A 21,777-nucleotide genomic window follows, 5' to 3' on the forward strand; every position below is an offset into this window, starting at 1 on the left:
TTACGGGAAACGCATACCCAGCAGTGTATTAACATTATTTTGAAAACGCCTTGCGCGATCCATCTTCATAGACCTGGTCATCAGCAAGCAATTTACCGCTATCATCCCAGCTACGCTCGCGCTGTATGCGGCCACGCTCATCGTAATGAGATTCCCGCGCCAGCATGCCGTTTTGTGCAAAGCTCTGGTGCACACCAATCGGACGTTCGCGGTAGCGGCCTTCATAGACATAGCGTTCAAGACTGGATAGTTTGCCATTATCAAAATAATTGCGCACTTCCTTGACGTCGTCCTTGCCTTCGACGGTGTATTTTTCACTGCGTTTGGGCTGGCCATTCAGATAAAAACTGTAGTCGGCAATCAGGCGGTTCTGGCGACGCCCCTCTTTTTCAGTCAGCGCATACAGTTGTTCACGCACTTTTGATCCACTCTCGTGATATTCAATTTCACGCTCTATGGTTGCTGGTTTTTCCGTGACATTCCAGGCGGTTTCCTTGCGCAAAACACCTTTGTCGGAATAGACCTTACGCGTTTTCTGCTTTGGTCCGAGCTCATCGACCGTATCAGGCTTGCCATTGTCATGGAAGTAGGTACTCTGCTGGCTCAAGCCTGCAAGAAAGCTGAACTGGCTCTTGAGCTTGCCACTTTCAGAATACAATTGCACCACTGAAGTCTTGCCCTGGAAACCACACAATGCTGCATCGTTGACATGTGGTGCCAGCAGGGGTTTGTCGCCACATTCGAGTTCACTCAGTTGCTTGTCTTGCGTATATTTGACAGAGGCTTTGTCACGCGGCCCCTCACCTACGAATGCCACGCGCCGCAATACACCATTCGGATACCAGGCACGCAAGAGACCACGGGTGCTTCCATTGACATTGTTTTCTTCCAGGATCACCTGTCCATTCGGTGCAAACTCCCGCAATTTGCCGTCGGTATTGCCTTTTTCATTGACACTGTATTCCTTGAACAGCACACCATCCTTGTAATAGCGCACCAAGCCGATATAGACACCGGCGCGCAATTCCTGCTCGCGCACCAGCTTGCCGCTATCCCTGTCCTTGCACTTCATGATGCCGGTTTTGCCTGCTGTGGTATAGCCATTGGCCGGATTGACTGATTCCTTGTTCAGCTCGCAATCCTCGACTGCAAATACAGCTGAAGCTGGTGCAATCAACATCGCGGCAACGATGACCTGGAAAGCAGATGGATATAAATTCCGGCTCGAATGAAAGAAAGTGGCGTCCATAATTTCTTGAGGTAAGTGGCAAAATATGCAGCAATTAAGCTAACTTTAACACTAGTAAAACTAAATCCTGTAAAACTTGGTAAGTGAAACTCGAAATGAAAAGACTGTGATAAGTAATTGATAAACAACCTGTTTATCGCTGCCCGACATCTCTTTTTAACATGCAATTCAGGCAATTTTGAAGTTCTAACCCTAGTCTCTTCTGCTGTCAAGACTGGCATAAAGTCGCAAATTGCGTATCATCTGCGCCTTGATTGCTTTTTTATTGTCTGGATTCTGGATTTATGTTGCCTTCGATTGAACAAAGACTTGCCGTAGAGCTGGCTGCCAAGCCGGTTCAGGTTGCCGCTGCTGTTGCCTTGCTGGACGAAGGTGCAACCGTCCCGTTTATCGCCCGTTACCGTAAAGAAGTGACTGGTGGCCTGGATGATATACAGCTGCGCCTGCTGGAAGAGCGCCTGCGCTACCTGCGCGAGCTGGAAGACCGCCGTACCGCCATCATCGCTTCGATAGAAGAGCAGGGCAAGATGACCCCAGTACTGCTGGACGCCATCACCCACGCCGAAGACAAGACCCGTCTCGAAGATTTGTACCTGCCCTATAAACCCAAGCGCCGCACCAAGGCGCAAATCGCTGTTGAAGCTGGCTTGCTGCCACTGGCCGATGCCTTGCTGGCCGACCCGATGCTGAACCCGGATACCGAAGCGGCCAACTATCTGAAGCCCGCCTTCACTACCGACAATGGCGACAACCCCGGCGTGCCAGATGCCAAGGCTGCCCTCGATGGTGCACGCCAGATCCTGATGGAACGCTTTGCCGAAGATGCGACCCTGTTGCAAGCCCTGCGTGAATACCTGAATGACCACGGCATTGTGGAATCCAAGGTCGTTGCTGGCAAAGAAGAAGCCGGTGAAAAATTCGCCGATTACTTCGATTATTCAGAAACCCTGGGCACTATCCCTTCTCACCGCGCCCTGGCCCTGTTCCGTGGCCGCCGCGAAGAAATGCTGACTGTGACTCTGCGTCTCGACAGCGAAGAAGAAAAACCAAAATGGGATGCGCCGCTGAACCCTTGCGAAAGCCGCATCGCTGCCCGCTTTGGCGTCAGCCAGAAAGACCGCCCTGCCGACAAATGGCTGGTCGATACTGTACGCTGGGCCTGGCGCGTCAAGGTCTTCATGCATCTCGATACTGAGCTGATGGGCAAGCTGCGCGAAACCGCAGAAATTGAAGCCATCAATGTATTTGCACGCAACCTCAAAGCCCTGCTGCTGGCAGCACCTGCTGGCCCACGCGCCACCATGGGTCTTGATCCTGGTCTGCGTACCGGCGTTAAGGTGGCGATCGTGGATGCCACTGGCAAGGTCGTTGAGCATGCGACCATTTACCCGCATCAGCCGCGCAATGACTGGGATGGTTCGCTGCAGGTATTGTCGCAACTGGCGGCCAAGCATAATGTATCGCTGATCTCCATCGGCAATGGCACGGCTTCGCGTGAAACCGACAAGCTGGCCGGCGATTTGATCAAGCTAAAGCCTGAACTCAAGCTAACCAAGATCGTGGTCTCTGAAGCTGGCGCATCTGTGTATTCTGCCTCTGAATTTGCATCCAAAGAATTGCCTGACCTGGACGTCTCCATCCGTGGTGCGGTATCAATTGCACGTCGCCTGCAAGACCCGCTGGCTGAGCTGGTGAAGATTGATCCTAAATCCATCGGCGTAGGCCAGTACCAGCATGATGTCAGTCAATCACAACTGGCGCGCTCGCTTGATGCCGTCGTTGAAGATTGCGTGAATGCGGTTGGTGTCGATGTGAATACGGCTTCTGCCCCTTTGCTGGCCCGCGTGTCTGGGCTGTCATCCAGCGTGGCGCAAAGCATCGTCAATTTCCGCGATGCCAAGGGCATGTTCAACTCGCGTTCTGACCTGCGTGCAGTACCGCGCCTGGGCGACAAGACTTTTGAGCAGGCTGCCGGTTTCTTGCGCATCATGAATGGCAGCAACCCGCTGGATGCTTCTGCAGTCCACCCTGAATCTTATCCGCTGGTAGAAAAAATCCTGGCTGATATCAAGAAGGATGTGAAGGGTGTCATCGGTGATGCTGGCTTGCTGAAGTCTTTGAATCCAGCCAAATACGCCGATGAAAAATTTGGTGTACCTACGATTACTGACATCATCCGCGAGCTGGAAAAACCAGGCCGTGACCCGCGTCCAGAATTCACTACCGCCACCTTCAAGGACGGCGTAGAAGAAATCAAGGATTTGCGCCCTGATATGATTTTGGAAGGCGTGGTCACCAACGTTGCCGCCTTTGGCGCTTTCGTTGATATTGGTGTGCATCAGGATGGTCTGGTACATATCTCTGCCTTGTCCAACACCTTCGTCAAGGACCCGCATACAGTCGTCAAGGCTGGCCAGGTCGTCAAGGTGAAAGTGCTAGAAGTCGATGTCAAACGCCAGCGTATCGCCCTGACCATGCGCCTGAGCGATGCAGCGCCTGTCGCTGGCAGCAAGCCTGAACAGCGTGGTGACCGCAATGATGCCAAGCGTCTCAATCAACACCGTTCACAAGCCCAGGCACCAGCACCTGCTGGCAACGCGATGGCAGCGGCGTTTGCGAAATTGCGTGGGTAAGTAATAAGCAAGCACTAAACTAGTTGATCAGACTGTCCCAAATTGTGACAGTCTGATCTGTGTTGCGAAATAATGTGACACCTTGATTTGTCATTCCTCTCTCCTCCGCAAATCCGTCATTAGCATCGGCAGTCATTCTCCCTCTGCACCTTCTCCCTCGCTAATCTGTACCTGCTGTATTTTTCCGCAAGGAAAATATTTTAGCCATGGCATGCCGTTTGCGTTGTTATCCCCGTGTCGCAGCTTATGCACACCATCTAATAAACAACGGAGACCACCATCATGAACATGGCAGACATCAGCAAACTCGGTATCAGCAATCCTTTCGCCAAACGCTACGATAATTTCATAGGCGGCAAATTTGTGGGCCCGGTCAAGGGTGAATATTTCGAGAATATCAGCCCCGTCATCGGCCAGGCTTTTTGCGAAGTCGCGCGTTCAACCGCAGAAGACGTGGAGCTGGCACTCGATGCTGCCCATGCCGCCAAGAAAGCCTGGGGCAAGACCTCGCTTGCTGAGCGCTCGAACATCCTGAATAGAATTGCAGACCGCATGGAAGCCAACCTCAGCCTGCTGGCAACGGCAGAGACCATAGACAATGGCAAACCCATACGCGAAACCATGGCGGCGGATATTCCTCTGGCGATTGATCACTTCCGCTATTTCGCTGGCTGCATACGGGCGCAGGAAGGTACTGTCGCGCAAATCGATGACCAAACTTATGCCTATCACTTCCATGAACCGCTGGGTGTCGTCGGCCAGATCATTCCATGGAATTTCCCTATCCTGATGGCGGTGTGGAAGATGGCACCGGCACTGGCCGCAGGCAATTGCATCGTCCTCAAACCGGCAGAGCAAACACCAGCATCCATCATGGTGTTGATTGATTTGATCAAGGATTTATTGCCGCCTGGCGTCTTGAATATCGTGAATGGCTTTGGCCTGGAAGCTGGCAAGCCACTGGCTACCAGCAAGCGCATTGCCAAGATTGCCTTCACTGGTGAAACCGGCACTGGTCGCCTGATCATGCAGTATGCATCGCAAAACATCATCCCTGTCACGCTGGAACTTGGTGGAAAATCACCGAATATTTTCTTCGCCGACGTCCTGGATCAGGACGATGCCTTTTTCGACAAATGCCTGGAAGGTTTTGCCATGTTCGCGCTGAACCAGGGCGAAGTTTGCACCTGTCCATCACGCGTGCTGATACAGGAATCTATCTATGACCAGTTCATGGCCAGGGCCATCAAGCGCGTGGCGGCCATCAAGCAGGGTAATCCTCTCGACAGCACCACCATGATAGGTGCGCAGGCTTCACAGGAACAACTGGAAAAGATTTTGTCCTATCTGGACATAGGCAAACAGGAAGGCGCACAACTCTTGCTGGGTGGCGAAAGGAATATGCTGGATGGTGACCTGGCCAAGGGTTATTACGTGAAGCCGACTATCTTCCAGGGTCACAACAAGATGCGCATCTTCCAGGAAGAAATCTTTGGCCCTGTCGTATCGGTCACTACCTTCAAGGATGAAGAAGAGGCGATATCAATTGCCAACGACACCTTGTACGGTCTGGGTTCTGGCCTGTGGACACGCGACGGCTCCCGCGCCTTCCGCGTGGGCCGCGCCATCGAAGCTGGCCGCGTGTGGACCAATTGCTACCACCTGTATCCAGCGCATGCAGCATTTGGCGGCTATAAACAATCCGGCATAGGACGCGAGAATCACAAGATGATGCTGGATCATTATCAACAGACTAAAAACCTGCTGGTGAGCTATAACCCTAATGCGATGGGGTTCTTTTAGTAGTCATTAAGTTCAAGACCTCTCAATACAGAGATGCAGAGAGGGGAATGTGGCCTGCATTTCATGAAACTAGGTCAACGTGAACCTGCATTTTCTGAGACTTTCTAAAATCCGGTGTATAGCCTCTTCCCCTTCAAGGGGATATTTGTGGGAATTCGCAAAGCATTGCTTTGCGCCACAAATATCTAAGCCGCATGCAAGCGGCGCAGTGGAATGGGCGGGATGGGGATGGGGTTCTTCCGCCAGCGGAATACATAGTCGATCAACCGAAACCCATCCCCACCCTAGCCTTCCCCTTGAAGGGGAGGGAATTTATACATAATTTATCGGAGTACAGGAAAAAATGACCACTATCCCCGCTCGCGTCACCGCTACTCCCGCTGCGCTGGAATTTATCAGCGCGCTACAAACAAAATACGGCCCGCTATTATTTTTCCAGTCTGGCGGTTGCTGCGACGGCAGTTCACCCTTGTGTTACGCCAGGAATGAATACGGCATCGGTAATGCCGATGTGTATCTGGGCGATCTGGATGGCACACCGTTTTATATGGGTAGCGATCAGTTTGAGTACTGGCGGCACACGCAACTGATCATTGATGTCGTCAATGGTATGGGTGGCATGTTTTCACTTGACAATGGCACGGGCAAACGTTTCCTGACGCGCTCGCGCCTGTTTACCGATGAAGAGAATGATTTGCTGGGTACGGCGGTTTTACACGGCCCGCAAGCTTGATCAGTCAATCTTCAAAGCGGCCAGCTTGCGGTAAATTGTATTGCGCGACACCCCCAAGGCCTTGGCCGCAGCAGTGACATTGCCCTGATGCTGTTGCAGGGTCTGTTGTATGGCATCCATTTCCAGCGCATCGAGACTGGCTGGTGTTTGACTCAAGGCCATGGCTGCGGGTTTCTGTACCACATCCATATCTTCCAGAAAATCCTCGGGCAAATGTTCGAGACGGATTTCCATATCGGCGTCCGTCATGACGATGGCGGTGCGCAGGAGATTCGTCAACTGGCGGAAGTTGCCTGGCCAGCCATGGGCATGAAATAACTGCATGACTGCAGGCGCTATCCTGTATTGCCTTCCTTCGCTTTCTGTCGCCAGGACTTTAGCTATCACGACATCAAGGTCTGTGCGTTCACGCAAGGGTGGTAAGCGCACTACCAGACCATTCAAACGGTAATACAGGTCATCACGGAATTCGCCTTTGCCTATCATCTCGCGCAGGTTGCGGTTGGTGGCGCAGATCAGGGCGAGGTTGACGGGGATGGATTTGCTGCTGCCGAGAGGTGTCACCATGCGTTCCTGCAAGACCCGCAGCAAGCGGGCTTGCAGATTCAGTGGCATGTCACCGATTTCATCGAGAAATAGCGTGCCACCATTGGCCTGCAAGATCTTGCCGACATTGCCTTTCTTGCGTGCACCAGTGAAAGCGCCATCTTCATAGCCGAACAGTTCTGATTCAATCAGGGTTTCTGGTATCGATGCACAATTCACGGCAACAAAGGGGCCGGATTTACGCGGTGAATCATTATGAACAGCCTGGGCCAGTAATTCCTTGCCAGTGCCAGTCTCACCCGTTACCAGTATCGAGATATCACGCCCTATGACACGCTTGAGTTTATCGATGGCGCGGGCAAGTTGCTCATCGCCGGTATCCAGATAATGCAGGCTCGATAGCTTGGATTTGACTTCTACCGACTGCGGTTCACGTGCATTGTCCAGCACATGCCTGGCAGCGGCTGAAGGACGCTTGAGGCTCTGGCTTTTGGCATACACACGCACACCATTATGCAGGCACAGCGTCAGCAAACCCGGAGTCGCGGTGCGGTAGTGTTCATGCAAAGCTGATACAGGCAAACCAAACAGGGAACTGAAAGTGTGCGTTTGCAAAGCAGATAGTGGCAAACCCAGCTGGAACAATCCACTGCGGCTGGCCGATAAAAAACGGCCATCATTGTCAAAGCAGGCGATGCCCTCCATCAGGGTACCCAAAAATTCCGGGCGGCTATGAAAACTGAGTTTGATGGCATCCTGAAAAGAAGAGGCAAACAACTGGTTTTCTATCATCTGCGCCGACATGCGCACCAGGGCCATGGTGTGCTTGTGGAAATTATGCTGGTCACCCGTCACATCCAGCACACCGATGACATTGCCCATGACATCAAAGATAGGTGCAGCAGAGCAAGTCAGAAAATTGTTGGCTTCGAGATAATGCTGGTCGGCATGGACGATGGTGGGTGTTTTTTCGGCAATGGCCGTGCCTATGGCATTGGTGCCTTTGCTACGCTCAGACCAGGCGACACCGGGGCTGAGGGCCACCCTGTCCGCTTTTTCCAGAAAATCAGCATCGCCAAGAGTATGTATGATGAGCCCATTCACATCGGTCAGGATGACCATATTGTGCGTGTTAATTATTTGCTCATACAAGTTTTCCATGACGGGCAAGGCATGCTGGTGCAAGACCCGGTTTTGTTCCAGCAGGGTCTTGATATCTGTCTTGCCCAGCGGGCCATAGTCTGGCGCAGCCGTGCGCGGCAAGCCATAGGCGGCTGAGCGTTCATGTGCCTGTTCTATCATCATGCGGGCAGATGATGCAGGACTTATGCCAGGGCCAGGCTTTATTTGCCCGGAGGAAATTCCAGTGTCACGCATTTGCATACGGGTCTCCAGCAACTGGCCGATTTTTTCGGCTCTAGGTAGGATATTGAGCACTTAATGTAACACTATTAGCCCATGGTGCCTGAAACTGCAAATTGATTTACATTAACTTTCCTGCACCCGGATACGCTGCTGCGGCACTGCGTGAGGCTTTCTACTATAATGCAGGTATTCGTAATTCAAGTATTCAAGAAAGATAGCCATGAGCGACGTACAAAGCTGGATCAAAGAAACTGTTACTGCAAACCCTGTAGTGTTATTCATGAAGGGTACGGCCCAATTCCCGCAATGCGGCTTTTCTGGCCGTGCGATTCAATTGCTGAAAGCCTGTGGCGTGCAAAACATGGTCACCGTGAATGTGCTGGAAGACCCGGAAGTGCGCCAGGGCATCAAGGACTTTTCCAACTGGCCTACCGTACCACAGTTGTATGTCAAAGGCGAATTCATTGGTGGCTCTGACATCATGAATGAAATGTTTGACAGCGGCGAATTGCAGACTTTGCTGAAAGACTAAGCAAGGCATGACTGACGCCGCAGCCCCCAAGCGCCTGATTGTTGCCATTACCGGTGCAACGGGTGCGATCTATGGTGTGCGACTGTTGCAAGTCTTACGCAATATTTCTGGCGTAGAAAGTCATTTGCTGATTTCAGAAGCAGGTGTACTGAACCTGCACCAGGAAATGGATTTGAAACGCAAGGACGTAGAAGCCCTGGCCGATGTTGTCCACAATGTGCGCGATGTCGGTGCCAGCATTGCCAGTGGTTCGTTCTTGTCAGACGGCATGGTCATCGCGCCCTGCTCAATGAAAACCCTGGCAGCAGTGGCACATGGGCTGTCAGACAATCTCATCACCCGTGCTGCCGATGTGGTCTTGAAAGAACGTCGCCGCCTGGTCCTGATGGTGCGCGAAACACCTTTCAATCTGGCGCACTTGCGCAATATGACAGCCGTGACAGAAATGGGCGGCATCATCTTCCCGCCCCTGCCCGGTTTTTACCACCGCCCGCAAAGCATAGAAGAGATGGTCGATCACACGTTGGGTCGCGTACTCGATATGTTTGCCTTGCCGCATGAATTAACGCCACGCTGGCAAGGTCTCAAAGAATCTTAATAGCGATCCATAATCAATTGGGTCTTCAGAGAATCCTCAGCTACAAACCAGCCACGCGAAATCAGATAAGCCTGCAATTCATCATGCTTGGCAGATGCTGTTGCTTCGCTCGTGGTCTTGAAAGAAGCTTCAACGATATAGTCAGTGCCTGTGCCAGCCTGGTTCAGGATAGGCCAGACTTCGATGTACAGCTTCAGGCCACTCCAAGTACCAACTGAGCGCTTGGCCAGTATCGGGCCATACTTGCGCGAACTGTCGAGCATGGATTTGCCCCAGCCGCTATACAGCCAGTTATCCATCTTGCCGGGGATATTCTTTTTGAGCAGGCTGCGGGAGTCGCTGGCAGACGGCAAGTCCATGCCACTGTAACCCGATTTGCTGTCTGTCTTGCTGTTGGAAATACTCAGGGTTTTCTTTTGATAGCCCCATTCAACCTGGGCTTCGTAATTCTTTTCAGTGGAATCAAAACCTTCAGCATTGGCTTTGTACAGGGCCTCGGTGATATTGCCATTGTCGATGGCATAGCGCTTCTTGTAGGTCAGCTCGAAATCACTTTCACCTTCTGTCTTGCGTATCCGCGCTATCCAGGTATTGCCATAGATATCTTTGGCATTGGTATCCATGAACAGCACATTCATTTTGGTCACGGACGTTGGCATATTGAAGGTGCTGAGTACCGTACTCTTGAGTTTGTGATCTGCATCGAGAACCACGTTCGGGTTCATGAGCAATTTGACTTCATAGTCGGGCACCATATTGCTGGCGGCAATTGCCTGGCCTAGAGGCAGCAACAATGTCAAAGCCAGACCAGATATTGCGCGACGTATCGTAGATTTCATCATGATGTGCACTCCATGGATTTTGTGTGAGCACACTATAAGAGCCAATTGTGACCTTCGCATTACGACAGGCATTATCGATAGTGTCATTGCTGCGTCACATGGCGGTAGTAAATTCGCGGGCAAGAATTTTCACGCAAATTTATCTATTCAAAAGGTCATATCAAATGATGCAAAGTAACAAGAACCTGATACTCAGCAGCCTGGCTGCCGCCATGCTGCTGAGCGCCTGCGGTGGCAGCAACAACAATACTGTTGCCACCACACCTGCCACACCTACACCAGTCAATGGCGTATTTCTGGATGCTGCTGTGGATGGTCTGGAATATTCTGTTGCCGGTGGCAGCAAGCAAAACACATCTGCCACTGGCGGCTTTAACTGCAATGTGGGCGACACTGTTGCGTTTTCTGTGGGTGGTATAGGTATCGGCTCTGCTCCTTGCGCCACGACCATTACACCATTGACACTGGCTAATTCCAGCAACGTCAAGGATGACAGTGTAGTCAACCGCCTGCTATTCCTGCAATTGCTGGACGAAGACAATGATGTTGCTACAGGTATCAAAATACCTGCTACAGTAAAAACTGCGCTCGCTGGCCAGGCGCTGGACTTCAATGCCAATGCAGCCAACTTCAATACGGCACTGACGGCAACTTTGGCCAAGCTGCCAGCGAATTACCAAAAGCTCACCGTGGATGCAGACCGCCGCACCCTCGTACGCGAACATTTTGAAGACACCATGGCATCCAGGCTGGGCACACCTGTCGTTGATACTGTCACGCAAACCAATGCCCTGGGAACGGTCAGCGCTGCCGTCACTCGTTACCAGATACAGGCTGCGGATAATTTCTTTGTGCCGTATGAGGGTAGCAATGCTGCAGTCAAGGCAGAATTCCCTAAAGGTTTCTTGCCATCCTATGGCTCTGGCCTGACCTTCAAGGGCAAAGCCGCTGATGGCTCGCTGGAATTTTATGGCATCACCGACCGTGGTCCTAACGGCGATGGCCCAAAGTGCCAAATTCTGTCGTGACGCCTGGCGCTACTGGTACTAGTGATGCAAAATTCTTCCCATCCCCCAGCTTCACGCCTTCCTTTGGCCTGATTAGTATAGGCAAGGATGGCGCGGTCCTGAAATCCAGCACACCAATCAAGTTCAGCTCCACCATCAATGCATCAGGCCTGTCTATCGCGGCAGGTAAAGTCGGTTCTTCTGCCGAAGTGCCTTTGAATGATGCCGCCAAATTTGATGCCAGCAGCAAGACAAGCTTTAGCGACTATGGACTCGATACTGAATCCATCGTCTATGATGCGGCACGCGGTGTAGTCTGGGTATCAGATGAATATGGTCCTTTCATTTTGAAGATTGATGTTGCCACCGGCATCATCCTGAAAAAATACCAGCCAGGCACAGGCGCAGCCGACCTGCCTGCTGTCTTGCTGAAACGCCGTGCCAACCGCGGCATGGAAGGCTTGTCACTGGAAGTCGCCACCGGCAAATTGAATGGTTTTGTGCAAAGCCCGCTCGATGATGGCAAGGCCAATTACATCGTGCCCGGTGCAACTGCAGCGACCAACGAAAGCATCAAGGATTACGCGAAGTTCAACCGCTGGGTAGAGTTCGACCCAACCACAGAAAAGACCAAGCTGTACGCCTACCCTATCGACAGCACGCAATACACGGCAGGCAAAACCGGCAATGCCAAACTGGGTGATATGGTGTCATTGGGTAATGGCAAATTCATCGTCATAGAACAAGGTACGGGCCCGGACGGCAAGGCCTTCAACAAGCTGATGCTGGTACAAGTACCGAGCAATGCGACTGATATTGCCAACATGAGCACAGACCTGGAAAAAAGCAGCATGACAGGTGCAGCAGTCAATGGTGTCAATTATGCCGATGTGGTCTTGCTCAAGAAAACCCAGTTGTTTGACCTGAACAATGCTGGCTGGCTGGCAGAAAAAGCCGAAGGTCTGGCCCTGGTCGATGAAAACACCCTGGCACTGACGAATGATGATGACTTTGGTATGAAGACTGTCATCGTCGATCCTAGCGGTGCTATCGTGGTTGGTGCCGACGTCACCAAGTGTACGGTTGATGCCAATGGCGCCCTGACGACTACTGCAGGTGTACTGGGCTGTACCGCAGGCAATACCATGCGTGTAGCCCGTGGTGCAGATACTGAACGCCCTAACCGCGTCTGGCTGTTCAAGTTCAGCAAAAAACTGTCCGACTTCAATATTCCTTCCTGATATTGTCTTGCCGCTAGAAAGCCGCTGTGAGTGATCAAGCTCACAGCGGCTTTTTTCATTTCAAGACCATCTCTTGCGACAGGTAAGAATACACCGCCGACACCCGGCGCAAATGCCTGGCCTCGGTATGTGTGAGCAGCCATAGCTCGGTCTGGCATTCATCCAGCACATCACTCAGTTGCACTACATCCTTGCGCCCCTGGGCGAGGAATAGTGGCAAGATACCCAGCCCCAAGCCCTGCCCCACCAACTCTGCCACGGTGAGTATGCTATTGACCTTATAGGTCGCCTGCAGCTTTGGGAAATGCTTCTTGCGCCACACGACAGACGGATGTTCTGGCAAGGCATCGTCAGGGGCTATCCAATGATGACGCTGGGCGACGTCAGCATCAAAGTGCTTTATCTTGCTGCTCTTGCCTGTATACAAAGCCACCCGTATAGGCCCCAGATGCTTGCCTATCAAATGCTGCGGTGGCCGCTTGCTTGCCCGTATGGCAATGTCGGCATCGCGCCTGGTCAGGCTGGCCAGTTCATTGCCTGCATGCAGATCCAGACTCAAGAGGGGATGCAGCAGTTGCAAAGGCTTCAAGACAGGTGCCAGCAAGCCATGCAATATGGTGTCTGTCGTTGTGATGCGCACGGCTCCTGCGACCTGATCTGGCTGCATTTGCATGGCGGAACGTGCAGCCTCCAGTTGTGCTTCCATTTGTTCTGCATGTACAGCCAATTCCTTCGCCAGTTCATTGGCCTGATAACCTGTGCGCGAACGTTCAAACAGGCGTTGCCCCAGGCCTTTTTCCAGCTTCTGTATACTGCGGAAGACGGTGGATGCATCCAGTGCCAGCCGTTCTCCCGCCTCAGCCAGCTTGCCGGTACGCACCAGCGCCAGCACCACTTCAAGGTCAGCAGCTTTTAGCTTGTATTGCGTTTTTGCATTCATAGTTTGCTCCATCACCTATTTTCATTGCAAATGCGAAATCATATAGTAGCTCCATCAACTACTTTTTTGGAGCACAAAATGACTCATTCAAATCCCTCGGCAGACCAAAGCAGCAACGCCTACGGCATCACCCTGTTACGCGTCAGCCTGGGCATCATGTGGATAGCCCATGCCTTGCTGAAACTGTTTGTGTTTACCCTGCCCGGCACCGCGCAATTTTTTACCAGCATAGGTTATCCGGGCTTTCTCGCTTATCCCGTGTTTGCGCTGGAATTACTCGGTGGCCTGGCGCTGGTACTCGGCATCTACAGCCGCCAGGTTGCACTGGCGCTGGCACCCATCATGGCAGTTGCCGCTACCGTGCATTTTGGCAATGGCTGGGTGCATACCAGCCCTAACGGTGGCTGGGAGTATCCAGTGTTTCTGATCATGACTTCAATCGCGCTCTGGTTACTCGGTGATGGGGCCTTTGCCCTGCGCCGTAGTTCACGCTTTTCACTGGCATAAGAGGGGGAAATCATGAGCAATACATATACCCTGGTCAGCCACAAGCTTTGCCCTTATGTGCAACGTGCGGCCATTACCCTCGCCGAGAAAGGTCTTGAGTTTGAACGTATAGACATAGACCTGGCGAACAAGCCTGACTGGTTCCTGCAAGTGTCACCACTGGGCAAGACGCCAGTGTTGCTGGTAGATGGACAGGCCATCTTTGAATCAGCAGTCATTTGCGAATACCTCGATGAAACCACGCCACACCGCCTGCACCCGGAAGCAGCACTGGAAAGAGCGCAACACCGCGCCTGGATAGAATTTGCCTCGACCACGCTGAATAGCATAGGCGGTTTTTACAATGCCGCAGATGCGCAGATATTGCATGCCAAGGCCGCCGAGTTAAGAACAAAGTTTGTACAACTAGAAAAGCAGCTAGGCGATGGGCCTTATTTTTCAGGAGAAAATTTCAACCTGGTAGATGCCGCATTTGCGCCAGTATTCCGCTATTTTGACGTGTTTGAGCAAATAGCAGACTTCAGATTTTTCACTGACCTTCCCAAACTAAAAGCATGGCGGCAAACCCTGCAGGCGCGGGCTTCAGTGCAGACTGCTGTCAGTGAAGACTACTCAACTTTATTGCGTGCTTTCTTGCATGCACGTCATTCAGCCTTATCAGCTTTAATGCAATAAAAAACGGTGCAGATTTTTCTGCACCGTTTTCATTATCACGTCTCGAAGGTCAAAAAAAATCAGAGATTATTTTTCAAAAATTCCCACTTGGCTTTTTGCTGCGACCAAACCACCCAATCACCGCGCGGGCCGTGGCCTGCACCGGGATACAATTGCAGACTATAATCCTTGCCATTCTTGATGAGCTCATCAATGAACATGATGGTATTTTGCGGATGGACATTATCATCCATGGTGCCATGCATGATCATGATCTTGCCACTCAGATCCTTGGCAGCTTTCAGCACGCTGCCCTTGTCATAACCTTCGGCATTCTCTTGCGGCAAACCCATATAGCGTTCTGTATACACGCTGTCATACAGACGATAATCAGTCACTGGCGCACCGACGAAACCTATCTTCCATGCCTTGCTGTGGGTCATCGCATAAGAAGTCATATAGCCGCCATAGCTCCAGCCATTCAAGGCTATCCGGTCCATATCGGCCCAGCCCTGTTTGCGCAACCAGTCAAGCCCATCGAGCTGGTCTTGCAATTCCAGTTGACCGAGTTTTTTGTGTATAGGCCAGGCACTGACCAGGCCCTTGTTGCTGGCGCTGCGGTTATCCATTATCCAGACGATATAACCTTGCTGCGCCAGGAAGTGGTACAAGAGATTATTATTCCAGCGATCAACCACTTGTGACGCCATGGGGCCGGAATACAGATGCTGATAAACTGGGTATTTCTTTTTAGGATCAAAATCCGGTGGCAGGAACAACAGGCTTTCCATCAGGAAGCCATCACGCGACTGGATTTGTTGTTGCGTGACTTTGGCCAGTTTCAGACCCTGCATTTTCTCAGGCACACCAACATCATCGACCAGCTTTTGCGATACACCTTCTGCATTGAATACTGCCTGCCTTGGTGGCTGCCTGAGGCTGCTCCAGCTATCGATGAAATGGGTATATGCACTATTCCAGCGTGCATTATGAGTGCCTGATTCTGTCGTCAGCCTTTGCAGCTTGCTGCCATCGAGATTGACGGCATACACATCATTGCCTATGGGGTTGCGTTCATTGGCCGCAAAAAAAACTTTGCCTTTGGCTTCATCCACACCATAGACGCTGCGGATATCCCAGTCGCCTTTGGTTATCGCGCCCTTGAGCTGGTATTGCTGGTCATAGCGATACAGATGATGATGGCCGGTGCGGTCAGATTCCCAGATAAAGCTGCCGTCTTTCAAGAATTGTGGCAAAGGCAGGCGCTCAACCCAGGCCGGGCTGCTCTCGCGCAGCAATTGCCTGCTGCGGTACTCCGCATCATACAGACGCAGGTCCAGCCAGGTCTGCACGCGGTCTTGCCAGGATGCCAGCAACTTGCCATCCGGTGTCCAGCCTACCTGGACGATCAGGGTTTCCTTGCCCGCATAAGGGTTTTCAGTCCAGCTGGTTTGGCCCGTCATATCGACAACGCCCAACTTGACATCAGGATTGGGGTCACCAGCCTTGGGATAGCGGGTCCGCTCACTCTTGATGGGCTGCACATGGTCGCCGCTCAAGGTATATACCGGCACCTTGCTTTCATCAAAGCTCAGGTAGGCGATCTTTTTGGAATCAGGTGCCCACCAGAATGCCCGCAATTTACCGCGGCCATAAATCTCTTCCATGTATACCCAGTCCAGGCGGCCGTTGAAGGTGGTTTCATTGCCACCGGTGGTAAGGCGTTTTTCTGTGGCAGTGGCGATATCGGTCAGGTAAATATCATTGCCCTTCAGATAAGCGACCGATTGCAGATCAGGTGACAGTATGGCTTCATCTTCAACCTGATCTGGCGTATGAGTCAGCTCCCTGACCTTGCCGCGTTGCAGATCAAGCAACCATAAATCATTTTTATATGTGAACAGGTAAGACTTCAGGTCGGGCTTGATTTGCGGTGTCAGTTTGTCTATCTGGGCCTTGGCTTCTTTTTCTGGTATGCCTGCGGCTGTCATCATCGCCAGGATATTGCCATCCAGGCTTAGCAGCTGTTTGTCCCAGGTCGCAGGATTCACCACAAATTGCTGGACTACGCCATCCTTGCTTTGCGTTTCTATCAGGCGGTTTTGTGCATCCCAGGCCAGGCGTGTCAGTGGTTTGGTGTCAAATTTTTCTTTTTTTGTCGGGTGATACAGCATTTCGAGGCTGAGCATGCCATCCTGGGCTTGAGCGGCACTGGCCGCAAGTACAGGACTAATCACCAACAACAAAGACGCGATGCAAGTTCGCATAAAACTCCCAGACCGTAAATTTAAGAAAGATTGAGTCAAAGCCCTGCCCTGGTATCTGGCAGTCAGAGATTCTGACCGTGCCCAGCTTGAGCAGTTCATGAAAAAACAGTTTATGGAATAAATATGTATGAGACGAAAAATGGATAGAAAAGAAAAAACCCACCGTTATTACTAACGATGGGTTTTTAATTTGGTGCCGACTGCCGGAATCGAACTGGCCACCTGATGATTACAAGTCAACTGCTCTACCAAATGAGCTAAGTCGGCGAAACTTTTTTCGTTTTTGCTTCGTTGCCGTTGCATTCCCGAAGACCAAGATTATAGGCTACTTTATTATTTTTAGCGAGGGCTTTTCAGATTTTTTTTCAGATTTTTTTGTTTCTTCTTCAGAAATCTGGTTTTCTACAGGCGCAGGCGTACTTTTTACCGATGCCAGGCCCAGCACAGGCTTGCTGATTTCTTCGACTTCCGCAACAGCTTCTTCGCTTTCTTCAGCCGTTTCGCTGAGATCAACTTCAAATGCCATGCCCTGGCCATTTTCGCTGGCATATACTGCCAGCACATTTTCTACCGGCACATAGATTTCGCGGGACACACCGCCGAAGCGGGCTTTGAAGGCGACTGCATCGTTATCCATCTTCAGGCCACTGGTCGCGCCAAAACTGATGTTGAGTACGATTTCACCATTCCTGACGAATTCCATAGGCACGCGCGCAGCATGGTTGACCTTGACCGCCATGTAGGGGGTAAAGCCATTGTCGGTGCACCATTCATAGATGGCACGCATAAAATAAGGTTTGGTGGATATTTCTTGCATGGGTATACGATAAATGCGATGGCTGCGATAGATGAAAATGTACTTTAGGATGTACTTGCGGATACTGTAAGACTTACTCAAGCATAGGCGTAGTGCCCAAAAACAACAAGGCTGATATGCATCAGCCTTGTTATCTTATCCTGAAATTGCCTTGCTTATCTGCGCATGACTTTTTCAGATGGTGTCAGTGCTTCGATATAGGCAGGACGGGAGAAAATACGTTCTGCATACTTCATCAAAGGTGCTGCTGTCTTCGACAATTCTATACCGTAGTGATCAAGACGCCACAACAACGGGGCAACGGCCACGTCGAGCATGGAGAACTCATCACCGAGCATGTACTTGTTCTTGACGAACAAAGGTGCCAGCTGGGTCAGGCGGTCGCGAATTTCTGCGCGTGCCTTGTCCTGCACTTTGGCCGACGCGGTGTTCTTGTCGTTTTCCAGCGTATGGACGTGGATGAACAATTCTTTTTCAAAATTGAACAACATCAAACGGGCGCGGGCGCGTTGCAGCGGGTCTGCCGGCATCAGTTGCGGATGCGGGAAGCGCTCATCGATGTATTCATTGATGATATTGGATTCATACAATATCAATTCACGTTCAACCAGAATAGGCACCTGACCATAAGGATTCATGGTCGAGATATCTTCAGGTTTGTTAAACAGATCAACATCGCGGATTTCAAAATCCATGCCTTTTTCAAACAGGACCAGGCGGCAACGTTGAGAAAATGGGCAGGTTGTACCCGAATAGAGAACCATCATTTTTATAGTTCCTTAGAAACGATCAGGGCGAGGAGCCAGTTTTGCGCACCTCACCCCAGGGATTACACGTCCGTTTACGACGGAGAAAAACGGACGATCTCAAAAAATTCCGGGCCCATACTGTTAGCAGCGCGAGCCAGAAACCTTACATTTATTTTACTTCTTTCCAGTACGATGCGTTCAGACGCCATGCCAGCGTAGCCAGCGTAGCAAGGAACAACAAGACCCAGACGCCCAGGCGCTTGCGTGTGCTTTGGGCTGGTTCGCCCATCCACTGCAGGTAAGCAACCAGGTCGCCAACGGCATTGTCATACTCTATCTTGTTCATGGTGCCAGGCGTTACAGTTTCAAAGCCAGCGAACTTGTGAACCTTCTTGGATTCATCATGCGGGTCGCTTTCTTCTACCATCTTGACGGTACGCGTACCTTGCAATTCCCACAGTACATGCGGCATGCCTACGTTAGGGAACACCATATTGTTCCAGCCAGTAGGACGGGACTCATCCTTGTAGTAAGTACGCAGGTAAGTGTAAATCCAGTCTGCACCTGTGCCGTCACCAGATGCCTTGGCGCGGGCAATCACGGACAAATCAGGAGGTACTGCACCAAACCATTCCTTGGCATCCTTGGCGGATAAGGTGGCTTTCATTAGGTCGCCGACTTTTTCGCCAGTGAACAAGAGGTTTTGCTTGATCTGCTCATCTGTCAAACCGATATCTTTCAAGCGGTTATAACGCATGGCAGACGCAGAGTGACAGTTCAGGCAATAGTTGACGAACAGCTTGGCACCATTTTGCAATGCTGCCATGTCAGTAGAGCGGTCGGGTGCACGGTCCAGAGGGAAAGTGCCGCTATTGGCCAATACCATTGCAGGAGCAAATGCCAGCACAGCGATCAGTTTTTTAAGTAATTTCATGCTTATTCTTCCTCGCTTTTTCTCAGTGCGCTGCAAATGTTACACGCTTGGGCACAGGCTTGAATGTACCCATACCGCTCCACCATGGCATCAACAGGAAGAAGCCGTAGTAAATCACTGCGCAAACCTGGGAAACACGTTCACCAGTAGGGGAAGGAGCCTGCACACCGAGGTAGCCCAGAGTAACGAAGGCAATACCAAAGACGATGTACACATATTTGTGCCAGTCTGGACGGTAACGTATGGATTTAACCGGGGAAACATCGAGCCAAGGCAGGAAAGCCAGGATCACGACAGAGCCGCCGAACAATACCACACCCCAGAATTTCGCATCGAGTGCACCAGGCATCATGCCAGCGACTGCTACCAGTGCAATTGCGGCAATTGCGATCTTCAGCAATTGTGGCAACTTGGTGGTCAGCCAGATCAGTGCTACATAAGCAACAGCTCCGGCTTGCACCACGTACAGGAACTCGGAAGTAGTTGCACGCAAGATCGAGTAGAAAGGCGTGAAGTACCAGGTTGGCGCAATATGCGGAGGCGTTTTCAGCGAGTCAGCCGGGATAAAGTTATTGTACTCAAGGAAGTAACCCCCATTTCCGGTGCAAAGAATACTACGAAACTGAAAATAGTCAGGAACACAGTCACGCCAAAAATATCGTGGAAAGTGTAGTAAGGGTGAGAAGGCACGCCATCAACAGGATGGCCATCAGGACCCAGGTTTTCTTTGATTTCTATACCGTCTGGGTTATTGGAACCCACTTCATGTAAGGCGATCAAGTGAGCAACCACCAGACCCAGCAAAACCAGGGGAATCGCAATAACGTGGAAAGAGAAGAAGCGGTTCAGAGTCGCATCAGACACCACATAGTCACCACGGATCCACAGGGACAGATCAGGGCCAATGAAAGGAATGGCACCAAACAGGTTAACAATAACCTGAGCACCCCAGTAAGACATCTGGCCCCATGGCAGCAGGTAACCGAAGAAGGCTTCGGCCATCAGGCACAGGAAAATCGCGAAACCAAACAACCAGATCAGCTCACGTGGCTTGCGGTAAGAACCGTACAGGAAGGCACGGGTCATGTGCAGATAGACCACGATGAAGAAGGCCGAAGCGCCGGTCGAGTGCATGTAACGCACCAGCCAACCCCAGGGCACATCACGCATGATGTATTCGACAGAAGCAAACGCCAGATTCGCATCTGGTTTGTAATGCATGACCAGGAAAATACCGGTAACGATCTGGATAACCAGGACCAGCATGGCCAGGGAACCGAAGATGTACCAGAAGTTGAAATTTTTAGGTGCGTAGTACTTGCCCCATTGATCATTCCACAGCTTGGTCAGCGGGAAACGGGAATCGACCCAGTTCAAGGCCTTGTCCACGACAGGAGCGTCTGCCGGGAGTTTTTTCTCAACAAATGCCATGATTAAGCCTCGCCTTTCTCATCTTTACCGATGATGATTTTGGTGTCTGATAAAAACATGTGACGAGGCACATCCAGATTTTGTGGAGCTGGTTTGTTTTTATATACACGGCCAGCCAGATCGAAGGTCGAACCATGGCATGGGCACAGGAAGCCGCCTTTCCAGTCATCCGGCAGGGATGGCTGTGCACCTTCCTGGAATTTGGAGCTTGGGGAGCAACCCAGGTGTGAGCAAATACCAACGGCAACCAGGATGTCGCTATGCTCTTTGCGTGAGCGGCTTTGCTTGTCGCAGTACTCTGGCATGTCCATGGTGTAAGGTTTTTCCGATTTTGGATCGGCAACCTTGTCTTCAGTCTTGGCCAGGCTCGCCATCATTTCTGGTGTGCGCTTCAGAATCCAAACTGGCTTACCACGCCATTCAGTCGTTTGCATTTCGCCTGGTTTCAAGGACGAGATGTCCACTTCCACCGGTGCACCTGCAGCCTTGGCACGCTCGGATGGCTGGAAAGTGCTTACCAGCGCACCTGCCGTTGCCAAGCCTGCCACACCACCCGCCGCGCAAGTGGCGACGAGCAAACCGCGACGGCCGGAATCGACCTGCTTTTCGATACTCATACCAACCCCAATCTGTCAATAATCAAAAACTGATGAAGCAAAACCCAGCTTCTAGCAACCTTAAATTATAAATGACCCGGATATGGTTTTAAAGAAAAAGATATCCGAAACGCCAACTTGCTGGCATTTTTCAACAATTCAAGCCCGAAATACAAGTTCAGGCTGGTCGCAATGCCGCTTTGAGCACAAAATCATAGGCAATAATAAATATTTAAGGCTGGAGAGAAAACAAAATTGACAAAAAACTGCAGGCTTTTCCCCTGCTTTGGGCATTAAAATCGGGATAATTACATTTTGTGCATGCATTTTTGT

At 51.3% G+C, this 21,777-nt stretch carries 18 protein-coding genes, 1 tRNA gene and 1 pseudogene; 9 read left to right on the top strand and 11 right to left on the bottom strand.

Annotated elements, in window-relative coordinates:
• Positions 1–34: 34 nt before the first annotated feature.
• Positions 35–1,249, bottom strand: coding sequence for a toxin-antitoxin system YwqK family antitoxin (locus UNDYM_RS24555; RefSeq protein WP_162043468.1), 1,215 nt, complete (start codon positions 1,247–1,249; stop codon positions 35–37).
• Between the two features lie 284 nt (positions 1,250–1,533).
• Between UNDYM_RS24555 and UNDYM_RS24560 the strand changes: the two genes are divergently transcribed.
• From UNDYM_RS24560 to UNDYM_RS24570, 3 genes are all read left to right on the top strand, one after another.
• On the top strand, positions 1,534–3,882 hold the full coding sequence (locus UNDYM_RS24560; protein WP_162043469.1) for a Tex family protein: 2,349 nt from the start codon (positions 1,534–1,536) through the stop codon (positions 3,880–3,882).
• 282 nt (positions 3,883–4,164) lie between these two features.
• Complete coding sequence (adh, locus tag UNDYM_RS24565) at positions 4,165–5,685, top strand: aldehyde dehydrogenase (protein WP_162043470.1); 1,521 nt, start codon at positions 4,165–4,167, stop codon at positions 5,683–5,685.
• Positions 5,686–6,028: 343 nt separating this feature from the next.
• Positions 6,029–6,418 (top strand): DUF779 domain-containing protein, encoded by a 390-nt coding sequence (locus UNDYM_RS24570; protein ID WP_162043471.1) that lies wholly within the window; start codon positions 6,029–6,031, stop codon positions 6,416–6,418.
• On the opposite strand, the gene UNDYM_RS24575 is transcribed toward UNDYM_RS24570, so the two are convergent.
• A complete protein-coding gene (locus UNDYM_RS24575; RefSeq protein WP_232064266.1) occupies positions 6,419–8,266 on the bottom strand; it encodes a sigma-54-dependent Fis family transcriptional regulator in 1,848 nt (615 codons plus the stop codon). It lies immediately after the preceding gene.
• Positions 8,267–8,549: 283 nt separating this feature from the next.
• Between UNDYM_RS24575 and grxD the strand changes: the two genes are divergently transcribed.
• Both grxD and UNDYM_RS24585 read left to right on the top strand, forming a co-directional pair.
• A complete protein-coding gene (gene grxD / locus UNDYM_RS24580) occupies positions 8,550–8,861 on the top strand; it encodes a Grx4 family monothiol glutaredoxin (RefSeq protein ID WP_162043472.1) in 312 nt (103 codons plus the stop codon).
• Positions 8,862–8,868: 7 nt separating this feature from the next.
• The gene (locus tag UNDYM_RS24585) at positions 8,869–9,459 is read left to right on the top strand and encodes a UbiX family flavin prenyltransferase (RefSeq protein ID WP_162043473.1); all 591 of its coding nucleotides are present in this window, start codon (positions 8,869–8,871) and stop codon (positions 9,457–9,459) included.
• On the opposite strand, the gene UNDYM_RS24590 is transcribed toward UNDYM_RS24585, so the two are convergent.
• Complete coding sequence (locus UNDYM_RS24590) at positions 9,456–10,301, bottom strand: hypothetical protein (RefSeq protein ID WP_162043474.1); 846 nt, start codon at positions 10,299–10,301, stop codon at positions 9,456–9,458. The genes UNDYM_RS24585 and UNDYM_RS24590 overlap by 4 nt on opposite strands.
• Positions 10,302–10,465: 164 nt before the next feature.
• Here UNDYM_RS24590 and UNDYM_RS30870 point away from each other — a divergent pair, with 164 nt between their 5' ends.
• Both UNDYM_RS30870 and UNDYM_RS30875 read left to right on the top strand, forming a co-directional pair.
• A complete protein-coding gene (locus UNDYM_RS30870) occupies positions 10,466–11,329 on the top strand; it encodes a hypothetical protein (RefSeq protein ID WP_232063586.1) in 864 nt (287 codons plus the stop codon).
• Positions 11,311–12,549, top strand: coding sequence for an esterase-like activity of phytase family protein (locus tag UNDYM_RS30875; protein WP_232063587.1), 1,239 nt, complete (start codon positions 11,311–11,313; stop codon positions 12,547–12,549). The genes UNDYM_RS30870 and UNDYM_RS30875 overlap by 19 nt, the downstream gene beginning before the upstream one ends.
• Positions 12,550–12,604: 55 nt before the next feature.
• Here the strand turns inward: UNDYM_RS30875 and UNDYM_RS24600 are convergent, their stop codons facing one another.
• Entirely contained in the window at positions 12,605–13,489 is an 885-nt protein-coding gene (locus UNDYM_RS24600; RefSeq protein WP_162043475.1) for a LysR family transcriptional regulator, read from the bottom strand.
• A gap of 78 nt (positions 13,490–13,567) precedes the next feature.
• On the opposite strand from UNDYM_RS24600, the gene UNDYM_RS24605 reads away from it, so the two are divergent.
• Complete coding sequence (locus UNDYM_RS24605) at positions 13,568–13,996, top strand: DoxX family protein (protein ID WP_162043476.1); 429 nt, start codon at positions 13,568–13,570, stop codon at positions 13,994–13,996.
• Between the two features lie 12 nt (positions 13,997–14,008).
• Positions 14,009–14,671: a glutathione S-transferase family protein gene (locus UNDYM_RS24610; RefSeq protein WP_162043477.1), complete on the top strand. Its 663-nt coding sequence runs from the start codon at positions 14,009–14,011 to the stop codon at positions 14,669–14,671.
• 59 nt (positions 14,672–14,730) lie between these two features.
• Here the strand turns inward: UNDYM_RS24610 and UNDYM_RS24615 are convergent, their stop codons facing one another.
• From UNDYM_RS24615 to petA, 7 genes and pseudogenes are all read right to left on the bottom strand, one after another.
• The gene (locus UNDYM_RS24615) at positions 14,731–16,917 is read right to left on the bottom strand and encodes a S9 family peptidase (RefSeq protein WP_162043478.1); all 2,187 of its coding nucleotides are present in this window, start codon (positions 16,915–16,917) and stop codon (positions 14,731–14,733) included.
• Between the two features lie 191 nt (positions 16,918–17,108).
• Positions 17,109–17,184, bottom strand: a tRNA-Thr gene (locus UNDYM_RS24620).
• Positions 17,185–17,242: 58 nt separating this feature from the next.
• Positions 17,243–17,734: a ClpXP protease specificity-enhancing factor gene (locus tag UNDYM_RS24625; protein WP_162043479.1), complete on the bottom strand. Its 492-nt coding sequence runs from the start codon at positions 17,732–17,734 to the stop codon at positions 17,243–17,245.
• Between the two features lie 155 nt (positions 17,735–17,889).
• The gene (locus tag UNDYM_RS24630) at positions 17,890–18,501 is read right to left on the bottom strand and encodes a glutathione S-transferase N-terminal domain-containing protein (RefSeq protein ID WP_110256517.1); all 612 of its coding nucleotides are present in this window, start codon (positions 18,499–18,501) and stop codon (positions 17,890–17,892) included.
• Positions 18,502–18,652: 151 nt separating this feature from the next.
• A complete protein-coding gene (locus UNDYM_RS24635; protein ID WP_162043480.1) occupies positions 18,653–19,417 on the bottom strand; it encodes a cytochrome c1 in 765 nt (254 codons plus the stop codon).
• Positions 19,418–19,439: 22 nt separating this feature from the next.
• A pseudogene (locus UNDYM_RS24640) lies at positions 19,440–20,851 on the bottom strand (cytochrome bc complex cytochrome b subunit).
• Positions 20,851–21,465, bottom strand: coding sequence for a ubiquinol-cytochrome c reductase iron-sulfur subunit (gene petA, locus UNDYM_RS24645; RefSeq protein WP_162043481.1), 615 nt, complete (start codon positions 21,463–21,465; stop codon positions 20,851–20,853). The pseudogene UNDYM_RS24640 and the gene petA overlap by 1 nt, the downstream one beginning before the upstream one ends.
• Between the last annotated feature and the right edge of the window lie 312 nt (positions 21,466–21,777).

It is taken from the genome of Undibacterium sp. YM2, assembly GCF_009937975.1.
Classification (GTDB): domain Bacteria; phylum Pseudomonadota; class Gammaproteobacteria; order Burkholderiales; family Burkholderiaceae_D; genus Undibacterium.